At 69.1% G+C, this 20,476-nt stretch carries 17 protein-coding genes; 10 read left to right on the forward strand and 7 right to left on the reverse strand.

Translation table 11 applies throughout. From position 1 onward, the window contains the following. Positions 1-3 precede the first annotated feature (3 nt). On the forward strand, positions 4-1,155 hold the full coding sequence (locus tag JQX13_RS47020) for a hypothetical protein (RefSeq protein ID WP_203405905.1): 1,152 nt from the start codon (positions 4-6) through the stop codon (positions 1,153-1,155). Positions 1,156-1,354: 199 nt separating this feature from the next. On the opposite strand, the gene JQX13_RS47030 is transcribed toward JQX13_RS47020, so the two are convergent. Beyond that, positions 1,355-2,713, reverse strand: coding sequence for a sigma-54-dependent transcriptional regulator (locus JQX13_RS47030; RefSeq protein WP_203405906.1), 1,359 nt, complete (start codon positions 2,711-2,713; stop codon positions 1,355-1,357). Further along, entirely contained in the window at positions 2,710-4,062 is a 1,353-nt protein-coding gene (locus JQX13_RS47035; protein WP_203405907.1) for a sensor histidine kinase, read from the reverse strand. The genes JQX13_RS47030 and JQX13_RS47035 overlap by 4 nt, the downstream gene beginning before the upstream one ends. 222 nt (positions 4,063-4,284) lie before the next feature. On the opposite strand from JQX13_RS47035, the gene JQX13_RS47040 reads away from it, so the two are divergent. From JQX13_RS47040 to JQX13_RS47065, 6 genes are all read left to right on the forward strand, one after another. Beyond that, positions 4,285-5,553 (forward strand): ABC transporter permease, encoded by a 1,269-nt coding sequence (locus JQX13_RS47040; protein WP_203405908.1) that lies wholly within the window; start codon positions 4,285-4,287, stop codon positions 5,551-5,553. A 24-nt stretch (positions 5,554-5,577) separates the two neighbouring features. Beyond that, positions 5,578-6,795, forward strand: coding sequence for an ABC transporter permease (locus tag JQX13_RS47045; protein WP_203405909.1), 1,218 nt, complete (start codon positions 5,578-5,580; stop codon positions 6,793-6,795). A gap of 35 nt (positions 6,796-6,830) precedes the next feature. After that, positions 6,831-7,559 (forward strand): outer membrane lipoprotein-sorting protein, encoded by a 729-nt coding sequence (locus tag JQX13_RS47050; protein ID WP_203405910.1) that lies wholly within the window; start codon positions 6,831-6,833, stop codon positions 7,557-7,559. Between the two features lie 32 nt (positions 7,560-7,591). Beyond that, complete coding sequence (locus JQX13_RS47055) at positions 7,592-9,073, forward strand: hypothetical protein (RefSeq protein ID WP_203405911.1); 1,482 nt, start codon at positions 7,592-7,594, stop codon at positions 9,071-9,073. Positions 9,074-9,098: 25 nt separating this feature from the next. Continuing rightward, a complete protein-coding gene (locus tag JQX13_RS47060; protein WP_203405912.1) occupies positions 9,099-9,815 on the forward strand; it encodes an ABC transporter ATP-binding protein in 717 nt (238 codons plus the stop codon). A gap of 451 nt (positions 9,816-10,266) precedes the next feature. Then, positions 10,267-11,709, forward strand: coding sequence for a glycoside hydrolase family 43 protein (locus JQX13_RS47065; protein WP_203405913.1), 1,443 nt, complete (start codon positions 10,267-10,269; stop codon positions 11,707-11,709). Between the two features lie 124 nt (positions 11,710-11,833). Here JQX13_RS47065 and JQX13_RS47070 read toward each other — a convergent pair whose 3' ends face one another. Continuing rightward, complete coding sequence (locus JQX13_RS47070; protein WP_203405914.1) at positions 11,834-12,040, reverse strand: hypothetical protein; 207 nt, start codon at positions 12,038-12,040, stop codon at positions 11,834-11,836. Positions 12,041-12,118: 78 nt separating this feature from the next. Between JQX13_RS47070 and JQX13_RS47075 the strand changes: the two genes are divergently transcribed. Continuing rightward, on the forward strand, positions 12,119-12,571 hold the full coding sequence (locus tag JQX13_RS47075; protein WP_203405915.1) for a GNAT family N-acetyltransferase: 453 nt from the start codon (positions 12,119-12,121) through the stop codon (positions 12,569-12,571). A 151-nt stretch (positions 12,572-12,722) separates the two neighbouring features. Here JQX13_RS47075 and JQX13_RS47080 read toward each other — a convergent pair whose 3' ends face one another. Next, positions 12,723-13,595, reverse strand: coding sequence for an aldo/keto reductase family oxidoreductase (locus tag JQX13_RS47080; RefSeq protein ID WP_203405916.1), 873 nt, complete (start codon positions 13,593-13,595; stop codon positions 12,723-12,725). A 67-nt stretch (positions 13,596-13,662) separates the two neighbouring features. Between JQX13_RS47080 and JQX13_RS47085 the strand changes: the two genes are divergently transcribed. Further along, the gene (locus JQX13_RS47085) at positions 13,663-14,604 is read left to right on the forward strand and encodes a LysR family transcriptional regulator (RefSeq protein ID WP_343211049.1); all 942 of its coding nucleotides are present in this window, start codon (positions 13,663-13,665) and stop codon (positions 14,602-14,604) included. A 294-nt stretch (positions 14,605-14,898) separates the two neighbouring features. Continuing rightward, entirely contained in the window at positions 14,899-16,056 is a 1,158-nt protein-coding gene (locus JQX13_RS47090) for a PQQ-dependent sugar dehydrogenase (protein ID WP_203405917.1), read from the forward strand. 125 nt (positions 16,057-16,181) lie between these two features. Here JQX13_RS47090 and JQX13_RS47095 read toward each other — a convergent pair whose 3' ends face one another. The 3 genes from JQX13_RS47095 to JQX13_RS47105 form a co-directional block, all read right to left on the reverse strand. Beyond that, complete coding sequence (locus JQX13_RS47095) at positions 16,182-17,549, reverse strand: hypothetical protein (RefSeq protein ID WP_203405918.1); 1,368 nt, start codon at positions 17,547-17,549, stop codon at positions 16,182-16,184. Then, positions 17,540-18,550, reverse strand: a complete 1,011-nt coding sequence (locus tag JQX13_RS47100) for an ornithine cyclodeaminase family protein (protein WP_203405919.1) — start codon at positions 18,548-18,550, stop codon at positions 17,540-17,542. Before JQX13_RS47100 ends, JQX13_RS47095 begins: the two co-directional genes overlap by 10 nt. Before the next feature lie 524 nt (positions 18,551-19,074). Beyond that, positions 19,075-20,391, reverse strand: a complete 1,317-nt coding sequence (locus tag JQX13_RS47105) for a vanadium-dependent haloperoxidase (protein ID WP_203405920.1) — start codon at positions 20,389-20,391, stop codon at positions 19,075-19,077. Positions 20,392-20,476 lie beyond the last annotated feature (85 nt).

Consider the following 20,476-nt stretch of genomic DNA (forward strand, 5'->3'; position numbering starts at 1 on the left):
GTCATGAAAGCCCACGTCATCATGCTGATGCTGGCCGGTGCGGAGCCGGCAACGGAACCCGCGCCGGAGCCGCTGTACGTCCAGGCCTCCACCGTGAACGTCCGCGAGAAGCCTGCTCCCTCGGGCACGCTCGTGGGAACACCGCGCATCGGAACCATGTGCACCCGCGTCTCCACGCAAGAGGACTGGACGGAGGTGGATTGCGCGGGTGTCCGGGGGTGGGTGAAGTCGGAGTTCCTGGCTGCGCGCAGGCCAGATCCGGCCCCGCTCCTCGCCACGTTCCAGGACGAGGCCCTGCCCCTCAAGGAGCGGCTCACCGCGGCCAACCGGCTCCTCGCGCTGGGAGGCCCCGAGGCCCGCTCCATCACCTCACGCGTGAAGGATGTCTTCGTACGCAACGACCTCGCGAACCTGCGGGAGGTGCGCGGCACGAAGCGCTTCAAGACGAAGCCGGTGAAGCTCCAGTGCACCCCGGCCAACGCCTCGGCGCAGGAGGTGGGAAAGGCCCTGGGGGCCGCGCTCTTCGAGGAGAGCAAGGGGTGGCACCACGTCGAATACGACGCGGGGACGGGAGACTTCCTCGGCATCGCGGCGGTCCCCGGTGGCGAGCTGCGCGTGGCGGGAGGCCGCGTGAAACCGGCCGCGCCGAAGTGCTCGGCGGTTGTCGAGATGGACTACCGCGCCCGTGTCGACGCCTCGCTGGAGGTGGCCCTCCTCGGCCAGGAGGTGCCCCCGCCCGAGAAGCGGCCCGCCCGGACCCCGGAGCACAAGCTGGTTGCGAAGCTGGTGGGCGAGTACCGCCGCGTCGACCGGGTGCGCAGCCAGTACATGCGCACCTGCCCCATGCCGAGAGGCGTCCACATCTCCCAGCAGGGCTTCGAACTCGGCAACATCTACCTCGACCAGATCATGGACGGCACCGATCACAAGATCCTCGGGGCGGAGGAGTTGGCGGATGGCACGATCGTCCTGACGTACAAGGGCTTTGATGGCTCCGAGCGGCACCTGTCCATGAAGTACCCCGCGCTCCAGGATGAGGGATACACCTTCGGCTACGCCGGCATCGAAGGTTCGGAGAAGGAGCTGGTCATGCGTTCGAGGGCGGCCCAGCGGCTCCCGGAAGACGAGGAGAGTTGCAACTTCAGCCCCGAGTAGTTTCGGGCCCCGACTCGTCTCGAGACCTCGGAGAGGGTGTCAAGCAACTCGTCCGACAGCGCGCCCCCCACGAGTCGTCTGACACCTGGAGCAGGTACTTCTGTCAGGAATCGGGACTCGCGGCGACGTGCAACCCATCGTGGCATTGGCGGTGGAGCTGCGGGAGCGCGGTCAAGCGCCAGCAGGTTTCGGCCTGCCCCTACTCCGCCTCCTCCTCGCGCGCCAGGCCGTACTTCCTCAACTTGTCGTGCAGGGTGGCGCGGCCGATGTCCAGCAGCCGTGCCGCCTCGCTGCGGTTGCCGTGCGCCTCCTCCAGCGCGGCGACGATGAGGGCCCGCTCGTACGCCTCCACCTTCTCCTTGAGACCCGCTCGCGGACTACCCTCGTGGTGCTCCTGCCCCGGCCCTCCCGGCAGCAGCGACAGGTCCAGCGTCCCGTCCGGGCTCATCGCCACCGCGCTCTCCAGCGCATTCTCCAGCTCGCGCACGTTGCCCGGCCACTTCCACGCCGTCAGCCGCGCCATCAGCTCCGGCGTCACCTGCACCGCCGGCACGTGGAAGCGCTCGGCGAAACGCGTGAGGAAGTGCTTCGCCAGCGCGGCGAGATCCTCCGGCCGCTCCCGCAGCGGCGGCACGTGCAGGTTCACAACCTTCAGCCGGTAGAAGAGATCCTCCCGGAAGCGCCCCTCCTTCACCCGCTGCGCGAGGTCTCGGTGGGTGGCCGCCAGGATGCGCACGTCCACCGGACAGGCCCGGTCCTCCCCCACCGGCCGCACCTCGCCCTCCTGCAGCACGCGCAGCAGTTTGGCCTGGGTGGCCGGGTCCAACTCGCCCACTTCGTCGAGCAGCAGCGTGCCGCCGTCCGCCTCGCGGAACAGGCCCTGCCGCGCGCGCACCGCTCCGGTGAAGGCCCCCCGGGTGTGGCCGAACAGCTCCGCCTCGGCGAGCTCGGGGGTGAGGGCCGCGCAGTTGAAGCGCACGAAGGGCCGGTCCGCCCGGGCGGAGGCGCGAACCAGCGCCTCGGCGATGCGCTCCTTGCCCGTGCCGCTCTCGCCGGTGATGAGGACCGTCACGTCGCGCGGCCCCACCCGCTTCACCAGCAGCGCCAGCCGGCTCATCGCCGGCGAGACGAAGACGAGCGAGCGCAGCAGGTTCACCTCACCCGCAAGCCGCTCGTTCTCCGCCTCCAGCCGAAGGGTGCCCAGCGCCCGGCGCACCACCGCCAGCACGTCATCCACCTCGAAGGGCTTGCGGAAATAGTCCAGCGCGCCGAGCTTCATGGCCTCCACCGCGTGCCGCTCGCTGCCGTGCGCGGTGATGAGGATGACGCGCGGGACGGGCGAGAGCGCGCGCCCCCGACGCAGCAGCTCCATTCCGTCCACCTTCGGCATCCGCAGGTCGCTGATGACCAGGTCCACCGGGGGCTCGGCGGCCAGCCGTTGCAGCGCGGCCTCGCCGTCCCCCACCTCCTCCACCTCGAACCCGTCATCCTCGAGCAGCCCACGCAGCGTGTAGCGCACGCCCGCGTCGTCGTCCGCCACCAGCACTCGCGCCTTCATGCCATCGCCTCCGTCCTCGACTGCTGAGGCGGCAGCTCCGCGGGCAGCACCAGTTCGGCCACGCAGCCGCCGCCCTCGCGCGGGTGGAGCTCCAGTTCGCCGCCGTGCTGCCGCGCCAGCGCTCGCGCCAGGGCCAGCCCCAGCCCGTTGCCCTGGGATTTCGTGGTGACGCCCGGCTCGAAGACACGCCCTCGCACCTCGGGCGCGATCCCCGGCCCCTGGTCGCGCACCTCCACCCGTCCGCCGCCCTCGGGTACAGACAGCACCACCAGCTCCACCGTGCTCCCGCGAGGGGTGGCCTCCAGTGCGTTCTGCACCAGGTTGATGAGCACCTGCGTCACCTTGCGCGGATCGCACCAGACGGCCACCGGCCGCTCGGCGAAGAGGCGCAGACCCACGCCCCGCTCGCCCGCCATGCCCTCGTGCAGCTCCACCACCTGCCGGCACAACCCCTCCAGCGAGGTGCGCTGCTCGTGGAGCGGGAGCAGGGGCCGGGAGAAGTTGAGGAAGCCCTCCAGAATCTCCTGCATCCGGTCCACCTCGCGCCGCAGCACCGCCAGGCGCTCGGCCGGCTTGCCCTCCACGTCCCGCGCTACCATGGCGGCCAGGCCCTTCACGCTGGCCAGCGGATTCTTCAGCTCGTGGGCAATCTCCCCGCTGAGCCGGGTGAGCGTGTCGATGGCCTCGGTGTGGATGCGCAGCGTCTCGTCGCGCGCGGCCAGCGCGTCCTTCACCATGCCCTGGAAGATGCCCCGCAGGATGGAGCCACCGCCGGCGGAATACGCCACCAGCACGCTCAGCACCGTCACGTGGGACAGCAGCAGGGCGTTATTGTGCCCGGCCCGTGCACCGCCCCCGTAGAGCTGCGGCAGCAGGTCCGGCACCACCCCGGTGAAGGAGACCGCGGCCAGCCCCCACAGCGTCGCCACATGCAAGAGCGCGAGAACCCACGCACCTCGAGTGGTGGTGAAGAGGGAGATGAAGAAGCTCACCATGAGCAGCACCGGCGTGAGCGGCCCCTCGAGCCCGCCCGTCACCAGGAGCATGCCCCAATGAATCGGGAGGCCGACGCCGATGACGTAGGTGAACAGGAGTTTCTGGCGCGGCGTGCGGCGCAGGTAGTGGTGAATCTCGATGCCCTCGACCACCACGTAGAGTCCCAGCATCCCCCCGAGCAGCCACTTGCGCCAGACAGCCGGCTCTTGCACGAGGAAATAGAGGAGGATGATGAGGGTCGGCGGCGCCATGTAGATGCGGATGCGCGCCATGCGCATGAATTGGCGGGCGATGGCCTCGCGCTGCACCTGCTCGAGGACGCTCGGTGGCGGGGAGGCGGGGGAGGGGTTCACGGCGTCTCCTCGGTGGGCGGACTCCTTCATCCTACGTCCGAGCTGCAAGCCGGATGCACGCCCTTCGTGCTCCCTCGCCCAGATGGGCCCGCCTGCCCCCACGGGGGCGCTGTTCGGAAACCCGGCACCCCGCCCCCCTGGGAGTGACGGAGGTCCGGACAGCCAGCCCCCTCACCCCGCCTCTTTTCAGGAGGGAGAGGGGCATTGGCATGGGAGGTGCTCATGGGGTCGCCCAGGTCGCCGGCGATGGTGCGCTGGCCAGCCCTCCTGGAGCACTCGATGTGGCCCCTCTTCCGCATTGCCCTTCGCAACGTTGCCCGTAACCGCCGCCGTACCCTCATCACCCTCGCGGCCCTCCTGGTGGGCGTCGGGGCGGCCGTGCTCACCCGCGCCATGATGAACGGGCTGCAGCGGGCCATGGTGACGAACATCACCACCAGCGCCACCGGAGCCCTGCAGGTGCACCGGGCGGGATACCTGGACAACGTCCTCTCCACCCCGCTGACGATGGACTTCGCCATCGACGAGGCCTTCCTCGCACGGGTGCGCGCCGTCGAGGGCGTCAAGGCGGTGTCCCCGCGCATCCAGTTCGCCGGCTCCCTCGGCGCCAACGACGAGAGCCTCTTCCTCGCCGCCACCGCCATGGACCCCACCGCCGAGAGCGCGGTATGCCCCAATCGCGCGAGCACCTTCACACCGGGCTCTCGCTTCGACTCCCCCGACGGCATCCTGCTCGCCGAGACGGTCGCCAACGCGCTCGGCACACAACAGGGCGGCGAGGCGGTGTTCCTCGCCCCGGATCGCGACGGCACCCTCAACGGCGAGCTGGTGCACGTCACCGGCGCCACCCGCTCGGTCATGCCCGACGAGCCGAAGACGGCCGTGGTTCCGCTGGCGCTCGCCCAGCGTCTGCTGCGCATGGAGGGGCGCGCCACCGAGCTCGCCGTGGCGGTGCACCGGCTGGAGGAGGCGCCCCAGGTGGCCGCCCGCCTGCGCGAGGCGCTCGGCCCCGACTACGAGGTCCACACCTGGGACGACATCCTCGTCCAGGTGAAGGAGAACAAGGCGCGCGATGACGCCTCCATGGGCCTCATCGCCGCCGTCTTCCTGGTCCTGATGCTGCTCGGTGTGGCCAACACCCTGTTGATGAGCGCGATCGAGCGCACGCGCGAGATCGGCACCATGATGGCGGTGGGCCTCCGGCGCGGGAAGGTGATGGGCCTCTTCCTCGCGGAGGCGGTGGTCCTGGGCGCGACGGGGAGCACGCTGGGCGCGTTGCTCGGCGCCGGCCTCAGCGCGTGGCTGAACCACCGCGGCATCCTCTTCACCGCCCCCACGATCAGCGTCCCCTTCGACATCCGCCCCTACGTGGACGTGGGCTACCTGGTGCGCATCGTCCTGCTCGCCACCGCCGGCGCGGCCGTCTTCTCCCTCTATCCCGCCTGGCGCGCCAGCCGCCTGCGCCCCGTCGAGGCGCTCGCCGGCCGCTGACCCACCCCTATCCCTGGAGACCCCATGACTCCGCTCCTGATGCTCGCCGTGCGCAACGTGGCCCGCAGCAAGGCCCGAAGCGCCCTCACCACCGGCGCCGTGACCTTCGGCATCCTGATGACGCTGCTGATCGGCGCCTTCATCCACGGCACGCAGCGCTACCTCATCGATGAAACGGTGAAGTCCTCCGTGGGCGCCCTGCAGGTGCACCACAAGGGCTACTTCGAGCAGCGCGACCGCCAGCCGCTCAAGCTGGATCTCGAGGAGGGGGGCGCCCTGGAGGACGCCATGCGCCGCGTCCCCGGCGTGGCCGCCGTCACCCCGCGGCTCGTCTTCTCCGGCCTGGTGAGCAACGGCAGCTCCGCCACCCTCTTCATGGCCCAGGGCATCGACCCGGAGCGCGAGAAGCAGGTGCTGCCGTGGGCCACCCAGCAGGTGCGCGGCACCCGCCTCTCCGCCGATACCCCCCGCAGCGCCCTGATGGGCGGCGAACTGGCCACGGCCCTCGGCGCCGAGCCGGGCGCCACCCTCACCCTGCAGGCCACCACGAAGGGGGGAAAGGAGAACGTCCTGGACGTGGACGTGGCCGGCACGCTGTCGGGCAGCGTGCTCGCCCTGAGCAAGCGCGTCCTCTACGTGCCCCTTCCTTTCGCGCAGGAGCTGCTGCGCATGCGGGGCCGCGCCACCGAGTACGTGGTGGCCGTGGAGGAGGGCGCGGACGTGGACCAGGTGGCCGTTGGCCTGCGTGCGGCGCTCGGTGCGGACTACGAGGTGCGCACCTGGCGCGAGCTGCAGCCCGCCGTGGGCGAGGCCATCCGCATCCAGCGCACCATCCTGCTGTTCATCGGCGCGCTCTTCCTCCTCATCGCCATCTTCGGCGTGGCCAACACGCTGCTGATGAGCGTGCTGGAGCGCACCCGCGAGATTGGAACCATGATGGCGGTGGGCGTGCGGCGCGGGAGGATTGCCCTCCTCTTCGTCCTGGAGGCCGTGGTGCAGGCGCTGTTCGGCGCCGCGCTCGGCGTGGGGGGGGCCTATGGACTGGTGGCCCTCGCGGTGACGAGGGGCGGATTCACCATACCCACCGACAAGACGCAGGCCTTCACGCTGATCCCCGAGGTGGCCGGCTACCAGGTGGCCATCGCGGTGGCGGCCGCCACCGTGGGCGCCTGCCTCGCCGCCGTCTCGCCCGCCCTGCGCGCCGCGCGCCTGCGCCCCGTGGAGGCGCTGCGCGGAGCGTGACGTTTCCCCACCCCGATTTCCCGAGGAACAAAACCATGAAGACCTGTTTGAAACTGCTGTCCCTGCTCGTCCTGCTGCCCCTGGCCGCCAGCGCGGCCACTCCGAGCGCCGAGGAGCTCCTCCAGAAGTACGACGCCATCATGGCGCCCCTCAACTTCGAGGCCACCCTGACGATGGTGGCCCACCGCGATGACGGCTCCACTCGCGCCTACAAGATGCGGATGCTCAAGGCCGGCGACGACAAGGCCCGCGTCTGGTTCCTGGAGCCGGCCGCCGCGCGTGGGCAGGAGATTCTGAGCCAGGGCGACAACGCCTGGCTGTACATGCCCAACCTCAAGCGCTCGGTGCGCATGGCCAGCCGCGACTCCTTCCAGGGCGGTGACTTCAACAACGCCGACGTCCTGCGCACCAACTACGCCCGCGACTACTCCGCCCAGGTGGTGGAGGACCCGTCCATGCCGGAGGCGTACCTGCTCGAGCTCAAGGCGAAGACGGAGGACGCCGGCTACGACCGCATCAAGCTGTGGGTGGCGAAGAAGGACACCCTGCCTCTCAAGGGCGAGTTCTACACCGCGAGCGGCAAGATGCTGCGCGCCGCCGAGTTCCTCGAGGTGAAGAGCTTCGACGGATTCAGGCGCCCCTCGCGCGTGGTGATGAAGAACATGATCGCCATCAAGCGTTTCAGCGAGCTGACCGTCGACTCCTTCGACGCGCGCGTGCAGCCCGCCGCCGGCCGCTTCGTCCTCGACGATCTCGGCCGCTGACCCCTCCGCTCTCGCTCTCCCGGAGTCCCACCATGAACACCCTGCTCACCTTGCTGCTGCTGGCCGCCGTTCCCCAGGAGCCGGAGGCGAAGCTCGAAGCCACCACCACGGGCTATCTGGACACGCGCTTCACCGGGTCGCACGTATCCCCCGCGGGCCTGGTGCCCGCCACCGGAGAGCCCGCGCTGACCCACCTCAGCGAGGGCAACATGCAGGTGAAGCTGCGCTACGGCCCGCGGCTGTCGGCTGGCGCGGACCTGTCCCTCTTCTGGCAGTGGGCGGGCCTCTTCCGCGGCGTGGACACGCAGGGCGAGGAGGTGGCGCTGGCCAAGCAGGACGTGCCGCTCTACCGGCCCTCCGCCGTGGTGAGCGAGCTGTTCGCCGCCTGGGAGGCCGCGCCCCACCTGAACCTCACCCTGGGCAAGAAGCGCGTGGTGTGGGGCAGCGGCATGGCCTTCAACCCCACGGACCTGCTCAACCCGCCCAAGGACCCCACCGACCCGGCCGGGCAGCGCGCGGGCGCGTGGCTCGCGCGGGTGGAGCTGCCCTTCGAGCACTTCAGCGTGTCCCTGGTGGGCGCGGCGAAGGTGCTGCGCCAGTACGCGGGCCTGCCCACCTCGGTGCTCGTCTACCCGGACTACCCCACCGCCGAGGCGGTTCGGAACCCGGCGCTGGACGACCGCGACAAGGAGGCCCACTGGGCCGCGGCCGCGCGCCTCTACGCCCTGGTGGCGGACACGGACGTCACGCTCACCTACCACTTCACCCACCTCTACAACGATGCCTTCCGGGAGAAGAGCCGGGTGGGACTCTCCCTCTCGCGCGTCTTCGACGCCACCGAGGTGCACCTGGAGGCGCTGGTGCAGGCGGGCTCCTCCCAGATGTACGCGGACCCTGCCTGCACGCCGAGCCCCGAGGCGCTCCTCGGGTGCACGCTGTCCGGCACCTCGCCCCTGTCCCGCACACACCTGGACGATCGCGGCGTGCGCGCCAAGGTGCTGGTGGGGGCCCGCTATCTGTTCGAGGACAACGCCACGCTGTCGGCCGAGTACTACTTCAACGGCGAGGGCTACAGCGCCCGCGAGTTCGCCGACTACGTGGGGCTGCTGGGCCAGGGACGGCGGCTGCTGGCGCAGCTCACGCCCGAGCAGGCCGAGGCGCTCACCGCCCGCCTCGGCCCCACCGGCGCCGCCACGGACCCCGGCGCGCCGCAGAAGTTCACCTTCGAGCCGCTGCGCCGCCACTACCTCTTCCTGCAGTACAGCAAGCCCCAGGTGGCGGACGACTTCGTCCTCGGCGCCTCGGCGGTGGTGAACCTCGGAGACCTCTCCGGCCAGCTCATCCCGCAGGTGTCCTGGAGCGCGCGCGAGTGGCTCACCCTCTCCGGCTCCGTCTTCATCCCCCTGCCCGGCGTGAAGTCCCTGGCCGCCGAGGTGGCCGGCGAGCGCATCACCGAAGGAAGCCTCTCCGCCTCCGACTGGCGCGCCCTGCTGAGTGCGCGCCTCTTCTTCTGACCCGCATTCCCCCAAGGAACCAACCATGGCCCTCATTCAACTGAAGAACATCCACAAGGCATACAACCTGGGCAAGACCACCGTCACCGCGCTGCGCGGCGTGGACCTCGAGGTGCAGAGCGGCGAGTTCACCGTGGTAATGGGTCCCTCCGGCTCCGGCAAGACGACGCTGCTCAACATCATCGGACTGCTCGACCGTGCCTCCTCCGGCTCCTACCGGCTGGAGGGCGAGGAGGTGGGGGACCGCGACTTCAACGACCTGGCCGAGCTGCGCAACCGGAAGATCGGCTTCATCTTCCAGGCCTTCAACCTCATCCCCGTGCTGAACGTGCTGGAGAACATCGAGTTCCCCTGCCTCATCGGAGGCGAGTCGAGGCGGACACTGCGCGAGCGCGCCGAGCGCGTGGCCGCGGACGTGGGGTTGTCGCAGTTCCTGCACCACCGCCCGGACGAGCTGTCCGGCGGCCAGAGGCAGCGCGTGGCCATCGCACGGGCACTCGTCACCCAGCCGCAACTGGTGCTCGCCGACGAGCCCACCGCGAACCTGGACTCCGCCACCAGCGAGCAGATTCTGGACCTGATGGAGGAGCTCAACCGCACCCGCCGCGTCACCTTCCTCTTCTCCACGCATGACCCACGGGTGATGCGCCGCGCCCGCCGGGTGGTGCGGATTGCCGATGGGGTGCTGGTGGACGGCACCGCCGAGGCACGGCACGAAACACGGGCGCTGGAGATGGCCTGACCGGGCGAAGCGCAGGCAGGTAGGTGCTCACCTCATCGATGCCGTGCAATTCGCCGCCCCGCGGCGATCGCACCACCACATTCTCGGTGTAGACACAGTTCGGCGATCTCGACGCGGTCGGCTGTCTGGGTGTCAATGGACATGGCATCCTTCCTTATGAACTCTCCAAGCCTTGGAAAGCCAAACAGACACTGCACTCCCACGTCCTACTGCCGGCGAAGGGAGGGCGATTGACGGAGCCGGGGCTGGAGGAGGAGAAGGAGCGCACGCCTCGATTGGACTCTCGCAGGGCTGCTGCGCCGGACGGCAGGACGGAAAGACTCCACTCTGGATGGAGAAGCTCGCTGAGGTATCCGTCTTCGAATAATCGGATAGTCGGATTTTGATAGTCTGTCCTGGTTTTCATGTTAATTCCCGATACGGTCCCTGTGACTGCATCGGAGAACGACACATGAGGAAATCCCCCCGTTTCCTGTCCCTGGCCTTCGCGAGCGCGCTGCTCGCGTCCGGCTGCGGTGGCGAGAGCCCCGACACGCAGCTGGCCGCCGACGAGTTCGCGGCCGGCACCACCACCGACGCGCTGGCGTGCAGCACGCGCATCACCTACGGCGACCGGTGGATTCGCCCCTCGAACCACCCGGCCCAGTACGACATCGCGGCGGACCTGGTGACGTGGGACGGCACCTGCATCAACGAGGGCCCCAACTCGTACGCGGTGCTGTCCAACGGCTGGCGGCCGTACTTCACCGGCAACAACGCCTGTGTCATCGCGCTCGACACGGACTGCGCGGCCCAGTCGTGCGGCACGCGCATCACCTACGGCGCGTCGTGGATACATCCGGCGAACCACCCGGCGCAGCACGACGACGCCGGCGGGCGCGTGTTCTGGGACCGGGGCTGCACGAACCAGTCCCCCAACTCGTACACGGTGCTGTCGAACGAGTGGGCGCCGTACTTCAACGGCTCCAACGCGTGTGCCCTGTCGTTCCGGTACACGGGCTGCGGCGGGCTGTACGTGAATCCGGTGGTGCCCGTGGACTGCGCGGACCCGGGCGTCATCCATGACGGGACGCAGTACGTGGCGGCGTGCACGTCGGGCGGCGCGGCGGATGCGTTCCCCCTGCGCACCTCGCGCGACCTGGTGAACTGGACGTACGCGGGCGTCATCTTCCCGTCCGCGCGCAAGCCCACGTGGGCGACGGGCGACTACTGGGCGCCGGAGATTCACAAGGTGGGGACGCGCTACATCGCGTACTACACGGCGCGGCACACGAACGGGAAGCTGTCCATCGGCGCGGCCACGTCGACGAGCGCGCTCGGGCCCTTCACGGACCTCGGCCGGCCGCTGGTGCACGACACGGGGATGGGGATGATTGACGCCACCTTCTTCCGGGACACGGCGGGCACGCCGTACCTCGTGTGGAAGGCGGACGGCAACGCGGTGGGGCAGCCGACCCCCATCTACGGGCAGCAGCTCTCGGAGGACGGGCTGTCGCTCGTCGGCACGCGCCGGACGCTCATCACCAACAACCTGGGCTGGGAGGGCGGCGTCGTCGAGGCGCCGTGGGTCGTCGCGCGCGGCGGCTACTACTACCTCTTCTACAGCGGTAACGCGTACTACAACAGCACGTACGCCGTGGGCGTCGCCCGCGCCACCAGCCCGCTGGGGCCGTACACGAAGCTGAGCGCGCCCATCCTCAGGACGGGTGGCGGCTGGACGGGCCCCGGCCACAACTCCGTCGTCACCGGGCCGGGCGGCGACACGTACATGGTCTACCACGCGTGGAACAGCGCCCACACCGCGCGCGTGATGCTCGTGGACGCCATCACCTGGCCCAACGGCTGGCCCGCCGTTCCCGAAGGGCCGTCGAACGGCTCGCGGCCCATGCCGTAGTGAGTTGGGAGGAGGGCCACCGGGATGGCTCCGGTGGCCCTTCAGAAGTAGCCGCCCAGGCCGAACACGGCGCGGTCGTTGACGAACCCCAAGATCCTCCGGCACCCCATCGCACGCCGACCCTTCATTCCCCGTCGAGCACGAGCGCGCCCAGGTCCAGGTCCACCTCCTCCCGGACGGCCACGGAGCGGCGCAGCCGACGGGGGCCGCCGCGCACGTCGACGTCGTCCGCGGCGATCAGCTCGAATGTGCTCCGCGCATTGGGACGCCTGACGTCCCAACGAGCATTGATCGCCGCATGACCGGCGAGCAAACTTCCGCGCTTCGTCATGCCCGAACAAGATAGAACCCTTCCGCCATTCGCCTCGCGACCTCCCTCGGGGCGCAGACTGGACGGAGCCTTTTCAGAATGATCCTCCGCAACGTCACGGATGAGGACCTTCCCATCTTCTTCGAACACCAGCGCGACCCAGAAGCGCTGCGCATGGCCGCATTTCCATCGCGGGAGCGCGACGCGTTCATGACCCACTGGCGCACAAAGGTTCTCCGCCCTGAAAACGTCACCCGCACCATCGTTATGGGCCGCGTGGTCGTTGGGTACATCGGCAGTTGGGAACAGGATGCCAAGCGCCTCGTCGGCTATTGGATTGGTCGCGAGCATTGGGGCAAAGGCATCGCCACTCGGGCCCTCTCTGGGTTTCTCGTGCTCGAGCCCGCCCGGCCGCTTCATGCGTGGGTCGCTCTCCACAACCTCGCGTCGATCCGCGTCCTCGAGAAGTGTGGCTTCCAGACCATGATCAACGAGAACCCGCATCACCCGGGTGGAGTTGCCGAAGTCCTCATGAGGCTTGGTTCGACGTAGTGAGTGTGGCTCGCGCTACGCCCATCCGGGCCGCCGAGGGCGATGCACACCGGGTACTCCGTGCCCTCCGGGAGCACGACTTCCGAGGCGAACTTGAACCCGTGCTCGAATTGACTTCGTCAGTCACGTCGTCTTCGGGGACGAGCCGAGGTCAGGTCCGCTCGGCAAGACGGTTCAAGGTGTCCATGTCCCCAGCGCTCAGGGTGAGCGCGGCACTTGCGAGGTTCTCCCTGAGGTGTGTGACCGACGACGTGCCTGGGATGAGAAGCACATTGGGGGACCGGTGCAGGAGCCAGGCCAGCGCAACCTGCATGGGTGTCGCGCCCAGCCGCGTGGCCACGTCGTTCAGCGCGCTCGACTGCAGCGGCGTGAACCCGCCCAGCGGGAAGTACGGCACGTAGGCCGTACCCCTGGCCGCGAGCTCGTCGATCAGGGCGTCGTCACGCCGGTGCGTCAGATTGTAGTGGTTCTGCACGCAGACGATCTCGGCGATCTTACGACCCTCGGCGACCTGCGCCGGCGTGACGTTGCTCAATCCGATGTGGCGGATGAGGCCGCGCTGCTGAAGCTCCGCGAGCGCGGTGAGCGGCGCCTCGATCGAGCCTTCAGCCGGGCCCTCGACGCTGAACATCGCACGGAAGTTCACGACATCGAGCACATCGAGCCCGAGATTGCGCAGGTTGTCGTGGACAGCGCGCTCGATGTCAGCGGCCGAGAACGCAGGCTCCCACGAACCGTTGGGACCGCGCACCGCGCCAACCTTTGTGGCGATCAGCAGACCGTCGCGATACGGGTGCAGCGCCTCACGGATGATCTGGTTGGTCACGTGGGGGCCGTAGATGTCACTGGTGTCGAGATGGTCGACGCCCTGGGCGATGGCCTCTTGCAGCACGGCGATCGCTGCCTTGCGGTCCTTGGGCGGGCCGAAGACGCCGGGGCCGGCGAGCTGCATTGCGCCGTAACCCACGCGGCGAACGGTGTGTGTGCCGATGCGATAGGTGCCTGAGATGTGACTGTTGGTCACGGTGAAGATCCTTTGTTGATCGAGGGTTGCCCATCTCTTTACGGAAGGAAGCACTGCACGACAATTGGTGGCAATCCGCACAGGTCGTGCGAAAATCCGCACAGTGATGGATGAGCTCGCTGATCTCACGGCATTCTTGACGGTCGCTCGCGAGGGCGGATTCCGCAGCGCTGCTCGCGTGGCGGGCAGCAGCGCTTCGGGCATGGGAGACGCTGTCCGTCGGCTGGAAGCCCGGCTTGGCGTTCGGTTACTCCATCGAACCACGCGCAGCGTGACGCTGACGGACGCAGGGGCTCGGCTGCTCGAGCGGCTCGCGCCTGCGCTCAGCGAGGTGCGCTCGGCGTTGGACGTGGTCAACGACTTCCGCGACCGACCCGCGGGACGCCTGCGGCTCAACGTACCGATCGCGGCAGCGCGGCTTGTGCTGCCGCGCATCGTGCCGCCGTTCCTCGCGAAGTACCCCGACATTTGTCTGGAGGTGATCGCCGAGGAGCGCCTCGTCGACGTGGTGGCCGAGGGCTATGACGCGGGCATCCGCTACGAAGAGCGGCTCGCGCAGGACATGGTGGCAGTTCCGATCGGTCCTCGCGTCCAGCGATTCGCGACAGCCGCCTCGCCCGCCTACCTCGCTCGTCGTGGGCGCCCCAAACATCCGCGCGAGCTACTGGACCATGATTGCCTGGGGGGGCGGTTTGCGAGTGGCGGCCCGCTGCATGCGTGGGAGTTCGAATGCGATGGAGTGCGCCTCAGCGTCGATCCGAAGGGACCGCTGATTGTCGGCCTTGGCACGACCACCGACCTTGCAGTGGCTGCTGCCGTGGCTGGCACCGGGCTCATCTACGACTTCGAGGATTGGCTTCGTCCCTTCATCGACCGAGGCGAGCTTGAACCCGTGCTCGAATCATGGTGGCCGAGCTTCTCTGGGCCGTTTCTTTACTACCCCGGCCGTCACCACCTCCCGACGCCGCTGCGTGCGTTCATTGACTTCGTCAGATCGATGCAGCCCTGAGGGCGGCGTGGGCGTGGCCGTACTCCAGCCGATGCCTGGCCCTCGGGGGAGAACAGCTTCGCGTCCATCGTTCCGTCGGCGGTCTGGATGTCAATCGATTGCACGGGCATGGAATGAAACCTCGGGGTTGAACAAGAGGGGGCGGGTGTCAGGAAGAAACAGGGCGCCGCTCGAGGCCCCGTGTGTTGTCTGTTCAACCGTGTGTTGCCTCGATGGGCGATTGGCGTTGTTGTCACCTACGGAGAGTGCGGGTCCGTTATAACTTGGCTCTCCACATTTTACGGGAGTTCCAACATGCCATCGCTTCGTTCATCATTGCTCTCCCTCGCCTTCCTCGCCGCCTGCAGCGACGGGACGGGCCCCGACAATCTCGACCTGGATTCCGACAGCCCGGAGAGCCTCTCCGAGGCGATCGCCGCGGGCTTCTCCATCACCGAGGTCGCGGATTTCAATTCGCCCTGGGCGATGACCTTCCTGCCAGACGGCCGGATGCTGGTGACCGAGAAGGCGGGAACGCTCCACCTCGTCTCGGCGGACGGAACGCAGCGCAAGACCGTCACCGGCACGCTCCCCGTGTCCAGCGCGGGTCAGGGCGGACTGCTGGACGTGGTGCTCCATCCCCAGTTCGCGCAGAACCGGCTCGTCTACTTCAGCTACTCCGAGTCGCGCTCGAGCGGCAAGGGCGTGGCGCTCGCGCGGGGCACCTTCACCGACGGCACCTCGCCCTCGCTGACCAACGTGCGGGTCATCTTCCGGGCCACGCCGTATGTGAGCGGAGATGGCCACTTCTCCGGCCGCATCGCCTTCTCTCCCGACGGCAAACTGTTCTTCACCAACGGAGATCGGCAGAAGTTCGATCCCGCCCAGGACCCCACCGGCACGCTCGGCAAGGTGCTGCGCCTCAATGACGATGGCACCCCCGCCGCGGGCAACCCGCTGGCCGCCCGGGGCTTCCACCCGGCCGTCTGGTCCTATGGCCACCGCAACCTGCTCGGCCTCGCCTTCGACGCGAGCGGCAACCTGTGGGAGCATGAGATGGGTCCCCAGGGCGGCGACGAGGTGAACCTCATCCGGCCCAGCCTCAACTACGGCTGGCCCAACGCCTCCAACGGCAGCCACTACGACGGCCGTGACATCCCCGACCACCGCACGGGTGACGGCTACGAGCCTCCCAAGGTGTGGTGGAACCCCTCCATCTCGCCCGGCGGCTTGATGGTCTACTCGGGCAAGCTCTGGCCGGAGTGGAAGGGAGACCTGTTCATCGGCGGCCTGTCCAGCCAGTCGCTGGTGCGCGTCGACGTGAACGGCACCTCGGCGTCCAAGGGCGACCAGTGGAACATGAACAGCCGCATCCGCGAGGTCGAGGAGGGTCCGGACGGCAGCATCTGGCTGCTCCAGGACGGCCAGAGCGGCTCCCAGGGCAAGCTCCTGCGGCTGCGTCCCGCCTCCTGACCCACCCGCGCTCCGCGACGGAGGGGGTGGCTCGACTCGCACCTGGGTGATGGCCTCACCTGGGTGCGGAGTTCGGGAATGCACCCTCCTGTCTCGTGGATCCGTGCCGCCCTCCTGAGCGGCGGCTAGCGCCCTGGGGCGAGGAAGGGCAGGAGGAAGGCCCCGGCGCTCGTGTTCATCACCCGCGTCCCACGCTGATGAGGGTCCACGGCGTGGGCGCGCACGATGGTCGGGCCGGGGACCCGCCCGTCCACGTGGAAGGGACAGAAGTCCACCTCCACCTGCCGCTCCAGCAGTGCTCCGGCCTCCGAGATCTCCAGGAGTGCGACGACGGGGTAGCTCACGCGCCGCTGGAAGAGGAACCCGTCCTGGCTCCGCGCCTCCACCAGGCGCTCCCACTCCCCTCGCGACAGCCGGGCGCCGAACACCACGCCCTCTCCAAAGGAGGAGTCCGTGGGCTTGGACACCCAGCCGTCCCGCTCCTCCAGCACCTCCTGGCGCCGCTCGGGCGCATGCGCCAGGCTCACCGTGTCCGGGAGCGTCTGACGCAGCAGCTCCGCGTCCTCGCGCGACAGGCCGAGCGTGGCGACCACCGCCGCGTCGCCGAGCAGCGCGAACGCATCCTTCGTCGCCGTGAGGAAGGCGCCGGTGGAGTTGACGATCAGGTGCTCCTCCGGGTGTGAGCACACTGCCTCGTAGTCGCTCACATCCACGTCGCCCTCGCGGTAGGCGTCCAGGTAGACGGAGTAGCGCCAGATCATGTCCACCTGCTCGCCCCCCACGGTGGGCCGCCCCCGGACGAGCCGGACCTCCGGAGGAAAGCAGTGCATGAGGTGGACGTCCTCTCCATACCGCGCTCGCGCGATCCGCTGGTACTCCCTCGCCACGTGCGGCAGCTCCCGCTTGCCGGAGTAGCCGTGCTCGGAGACCAGGGCGATCCGCCGGGGCGTGCGGCCCGGGTAGCGGGCACGAAATTCCCCGAACAACCAGTCCACGACGCAGGCCGCCAGCAGCCGGGGCTCATACGCGCGCCCCAGCGCGCCCAGCAGGTGCGCGGCCATCCGCTGATCCACGTCGTGATAGTGCAGCCCCAGGGGCGCCACCTGGTTCACCTCGATGGCCGTGCAGCGGCCCGTGGCCGGCTCCAGGAAGGCGTCCACGCGGCGCAGCCGGCGCTCGAGGGAGGCGGGGGACTCGAAGGTGCATTGACGCACGAGCCGCTCGCTGCCCGGCTCCAGGGAGCGCAGCAGGCGGCGCAGGAGGGGCGCACCCGCCGGACCGAGGGCGTGCGTCTCCAGCCGGACGAGCGCTCGAACCAGACACTCCACCTGGGCGAAGGCGCGCTTCACCCGCGCGGCGTCGAGCTCCAGGGGCACGAGGAAGGGCCGGCCCGCGAGGGGGTACTCCGCGGCGCGGGCCAGCTCCAGACACTCGCGCACGACCTGGGCCCGCCGTGCGGGAGAGAGCCGCTCGAACCGCTCCCTCAAATCCATTTCGAGGAGCTCCACAGCTGCACCCGCTGCCCCACCCCGCGCTGGAGGGCTTCGCGGAAGACCCGGTCGGCGACGAGGATGTCCTCGAAGGCGAGCCCCACGGGGGAGAAGAAGATGCTCTCGTGCCGCGACGTCCGGCCGGCGCGCTCACCCGCGAGGATGGGCCCCAGGTCCTCCACCCGGCTCTCCGGGAGCAGTCCCCCGGCCACCGCGAAGGCGTGGGTCTGCACGTTGCGGCTCTTCACGTCCACCCAGCGATCCGCGATGACCCGGTCCATCCGCGTGAGCAGCGACGCCTCCACCTCGAAGCCCCCGATAGAGAACACCGTCACCCCGCTCTGGCCAATCCACCGCTCGCGCACAACGGGCTGGTCATCGCGCGACACGCAGGTGACCACGAAGGAGCAGTCGCGGACCGCCTCCTCGGCGCTCGCCACCGGCCGGATGTCGAGCTGGGTGCGCCGCGACATCTCCTCGGCGAAGCAGTCCTTGGACGCGCCCTCGGAGTAGACGCGCGCGCGACGCAGGCCCGGCACGGCCTGCTGCAGGCCCAGCAGCTGGGTGCGCATGTTCACGCCCGCCCCGATGAGGCCCACCTCCTGGGTGTCCGGGGGCACGAGCTTCTGGGCCGCCAGCAGCGACACGGCCCCCGTGCGCGTCGCGCTGATCACCTGCGCGTCCATGATGCAGCGCGGCAGCTTGGTGTGCGCATCGAACAGGGTGATGAGGCCCGTGGCGCGGGGCAGCCCCAGTGCCACGTTCGCCGGCATGGCGCCCATCGACTTGCAGCCGAGAATCTCCTCCCCGTCCGCCAGCAGCAGCGAGGGCATGAAGTTGATGCACCCCACCTCCGGCTCCGGCACGGGCCGCGGGCTCCTCATGGAGGCCTTGGTGGGTTGAACCACCCGTCCTCGCAGCAGCAGCTCGAAGCCGCGCCGCACGTCCTCGCTCGCTCGCACCACGTCGGCGCCGCCGCAGGCGACGACATCCTCCAACGACAAACACAGCATCTCCCTGCCGCATCCATCCATATGACTCGAGCTCACCATCGCGTGGGGCGGCCGGTGTTGTACCATCCTTCCGGCTGCCCGATGGTGCCATGCCCTCGCTGACTCTCTCGCCCATCGCCTGCCCTCCGCGGGCTCCCGCGCGCCTGCGGGCCTCCTTCCGCGAGCGCATGCGCCGCACCTCGTGGGCGGCGTACAGGCGGGATAGAGGCCATGTGGAGGGTGAGGGCTGGAGACCTTTCAGCGGCCCTCCTCGACCCCTCCGCACCTGCCCTCACCCCTCCACAGGCCTTCCATCCCTCTTATACGCAGAGCGGCGGAGCCTTTGAGGAAACCGCGACGACCGAGCGATGGAGACTTGTGTACGTGCATGGCACCCCCTGCTGGGAGATTCAGCCGGAACGCCAAAAGAGGTCATTGCGGGAATAGCATGAAGTCAAGTTAAAGCCGTTTTCCGGCCTGATCGGCGCGGGCGGGCTGCGGAGAGGCTGAGGTCCGCCGCTCCGCAGCGAACGCGGCTACTGCTCGTTGCCGAGCGGGAGGAGGTAGTTCCCGTGGACCCAGTGAGCGATGTACTCACCGAGGGCAGCCCCCTCCACCCCTGAGTCGCGGAAGTGCATGCCCCCCCAGACCCGCGCGCCAATCACCTCCTGGACGGCATCGGAGAGGCTGAGGAACGTTCGCGGGCCACAGTACTCACTCGTGACGCGCAGGGGCTTGGGCAGCTGGCCGGGGAAGAACTTCGCGAGGACATGGATTCCGGAGCCGCTGACCATCGGATGTCCCGCGGGATACTCCTGGTTGGGCGGAGTGGTGAGGAAGGGCGTCCAGTCCGCGTTGCCTCCCTCGTGAATGGCCGTGATGGGGCGCCAGAAGTTCCACGTGTTCTTGCTGTCGATGTTCGAGATGATCGCGTCGGCCTGGGCGAGCGCGAGGAGGGCGAAGATGCGGGCGCTGTCGTGCAGGTTGACGCAATAGTCGGTGAGGAGCTGCCGGGCGATCAGTCCTGGGGAGCCGAAGTTGCTGTCCTCGCACGCGCCCCACCACCGGGCGGCATGGGACTGATCCTCGGTCCGCACCGTGCTCTGCTGGGCACCGTAAGCCCGGGTCTCCGCCACGTCCTCCAGGAACTGACTGCTCGTGATGTTCGGCGGTGGCTTGGACAGGAACTGCGAGGCCCGGGTGAGCGTCCAGGGTGTCACCGAGTTCCACCAGTAGAAAGGCGGGAGGTGGTCCGGCGCCCAGGGAGGGACTGGCCGCCAGACGCCTGGAGCCGGCTCAGGGAAGACGAACTGGAGCTGGTTCGGGTTGTCCCAGCCGTCGTTGGCGCGCGCCATCCAGAGCTGCTCTGCCGCTGCCTCGCCCACCGCGATCCCCGCGTACTTCGAGGGGCCGTCCGGAATGGCCGCCAGGGAGCTGGCGTAGAACGCGTCGATCTCCAGGAGGAGGTGGGTGTTCTCCGGGTGGACTGTCGCTGTGTACCGGTGCAGGGCCCAGTGCGCGGCGGCAGTGGCCGCGGCCTCGGGGGACGCCCCCAGAGGTGCCGACACCGGCGGGAGATAGGTGGCGTAGCGGCGCGAGCCTGGGATGGAGTTGAGCGCGTCGTGTATCGAGACGTAGACCAGCGCCGCGGCGCGCGTGTGCGGCGTGAACCTCGGCATGGGCTCGAGCTTCAGCACCAGCGGGTGCCAGTCGAGGACGGGGTTGGCAGCGCTCACCGCCGCCGGCCAGCTGACGACAAGCGCCGCGAGCAGCACGGTGGCCAGCGCACCGTGATGGCGACTCGAATGGTTCCGGTCAGGACCACGTGCTGCTTTATGCAGAACAGACGTCATTGATGCCCTCCCACGAGATGTTGAACAAGGCGGATGTTGCGGCGAGCGCCCGTGGGACTGGCGAGGAGCATCGAGGTGGGCTCCT

Source organism: Archangium violaceum (genome assembly GCF_016859125.1).
GTDB classification, from domain to species: Bacteria; Myxococcota; Myxococcia; order Myxococcales; family Myxococcaceae; genus Archangium; species Archangium violaceum_A.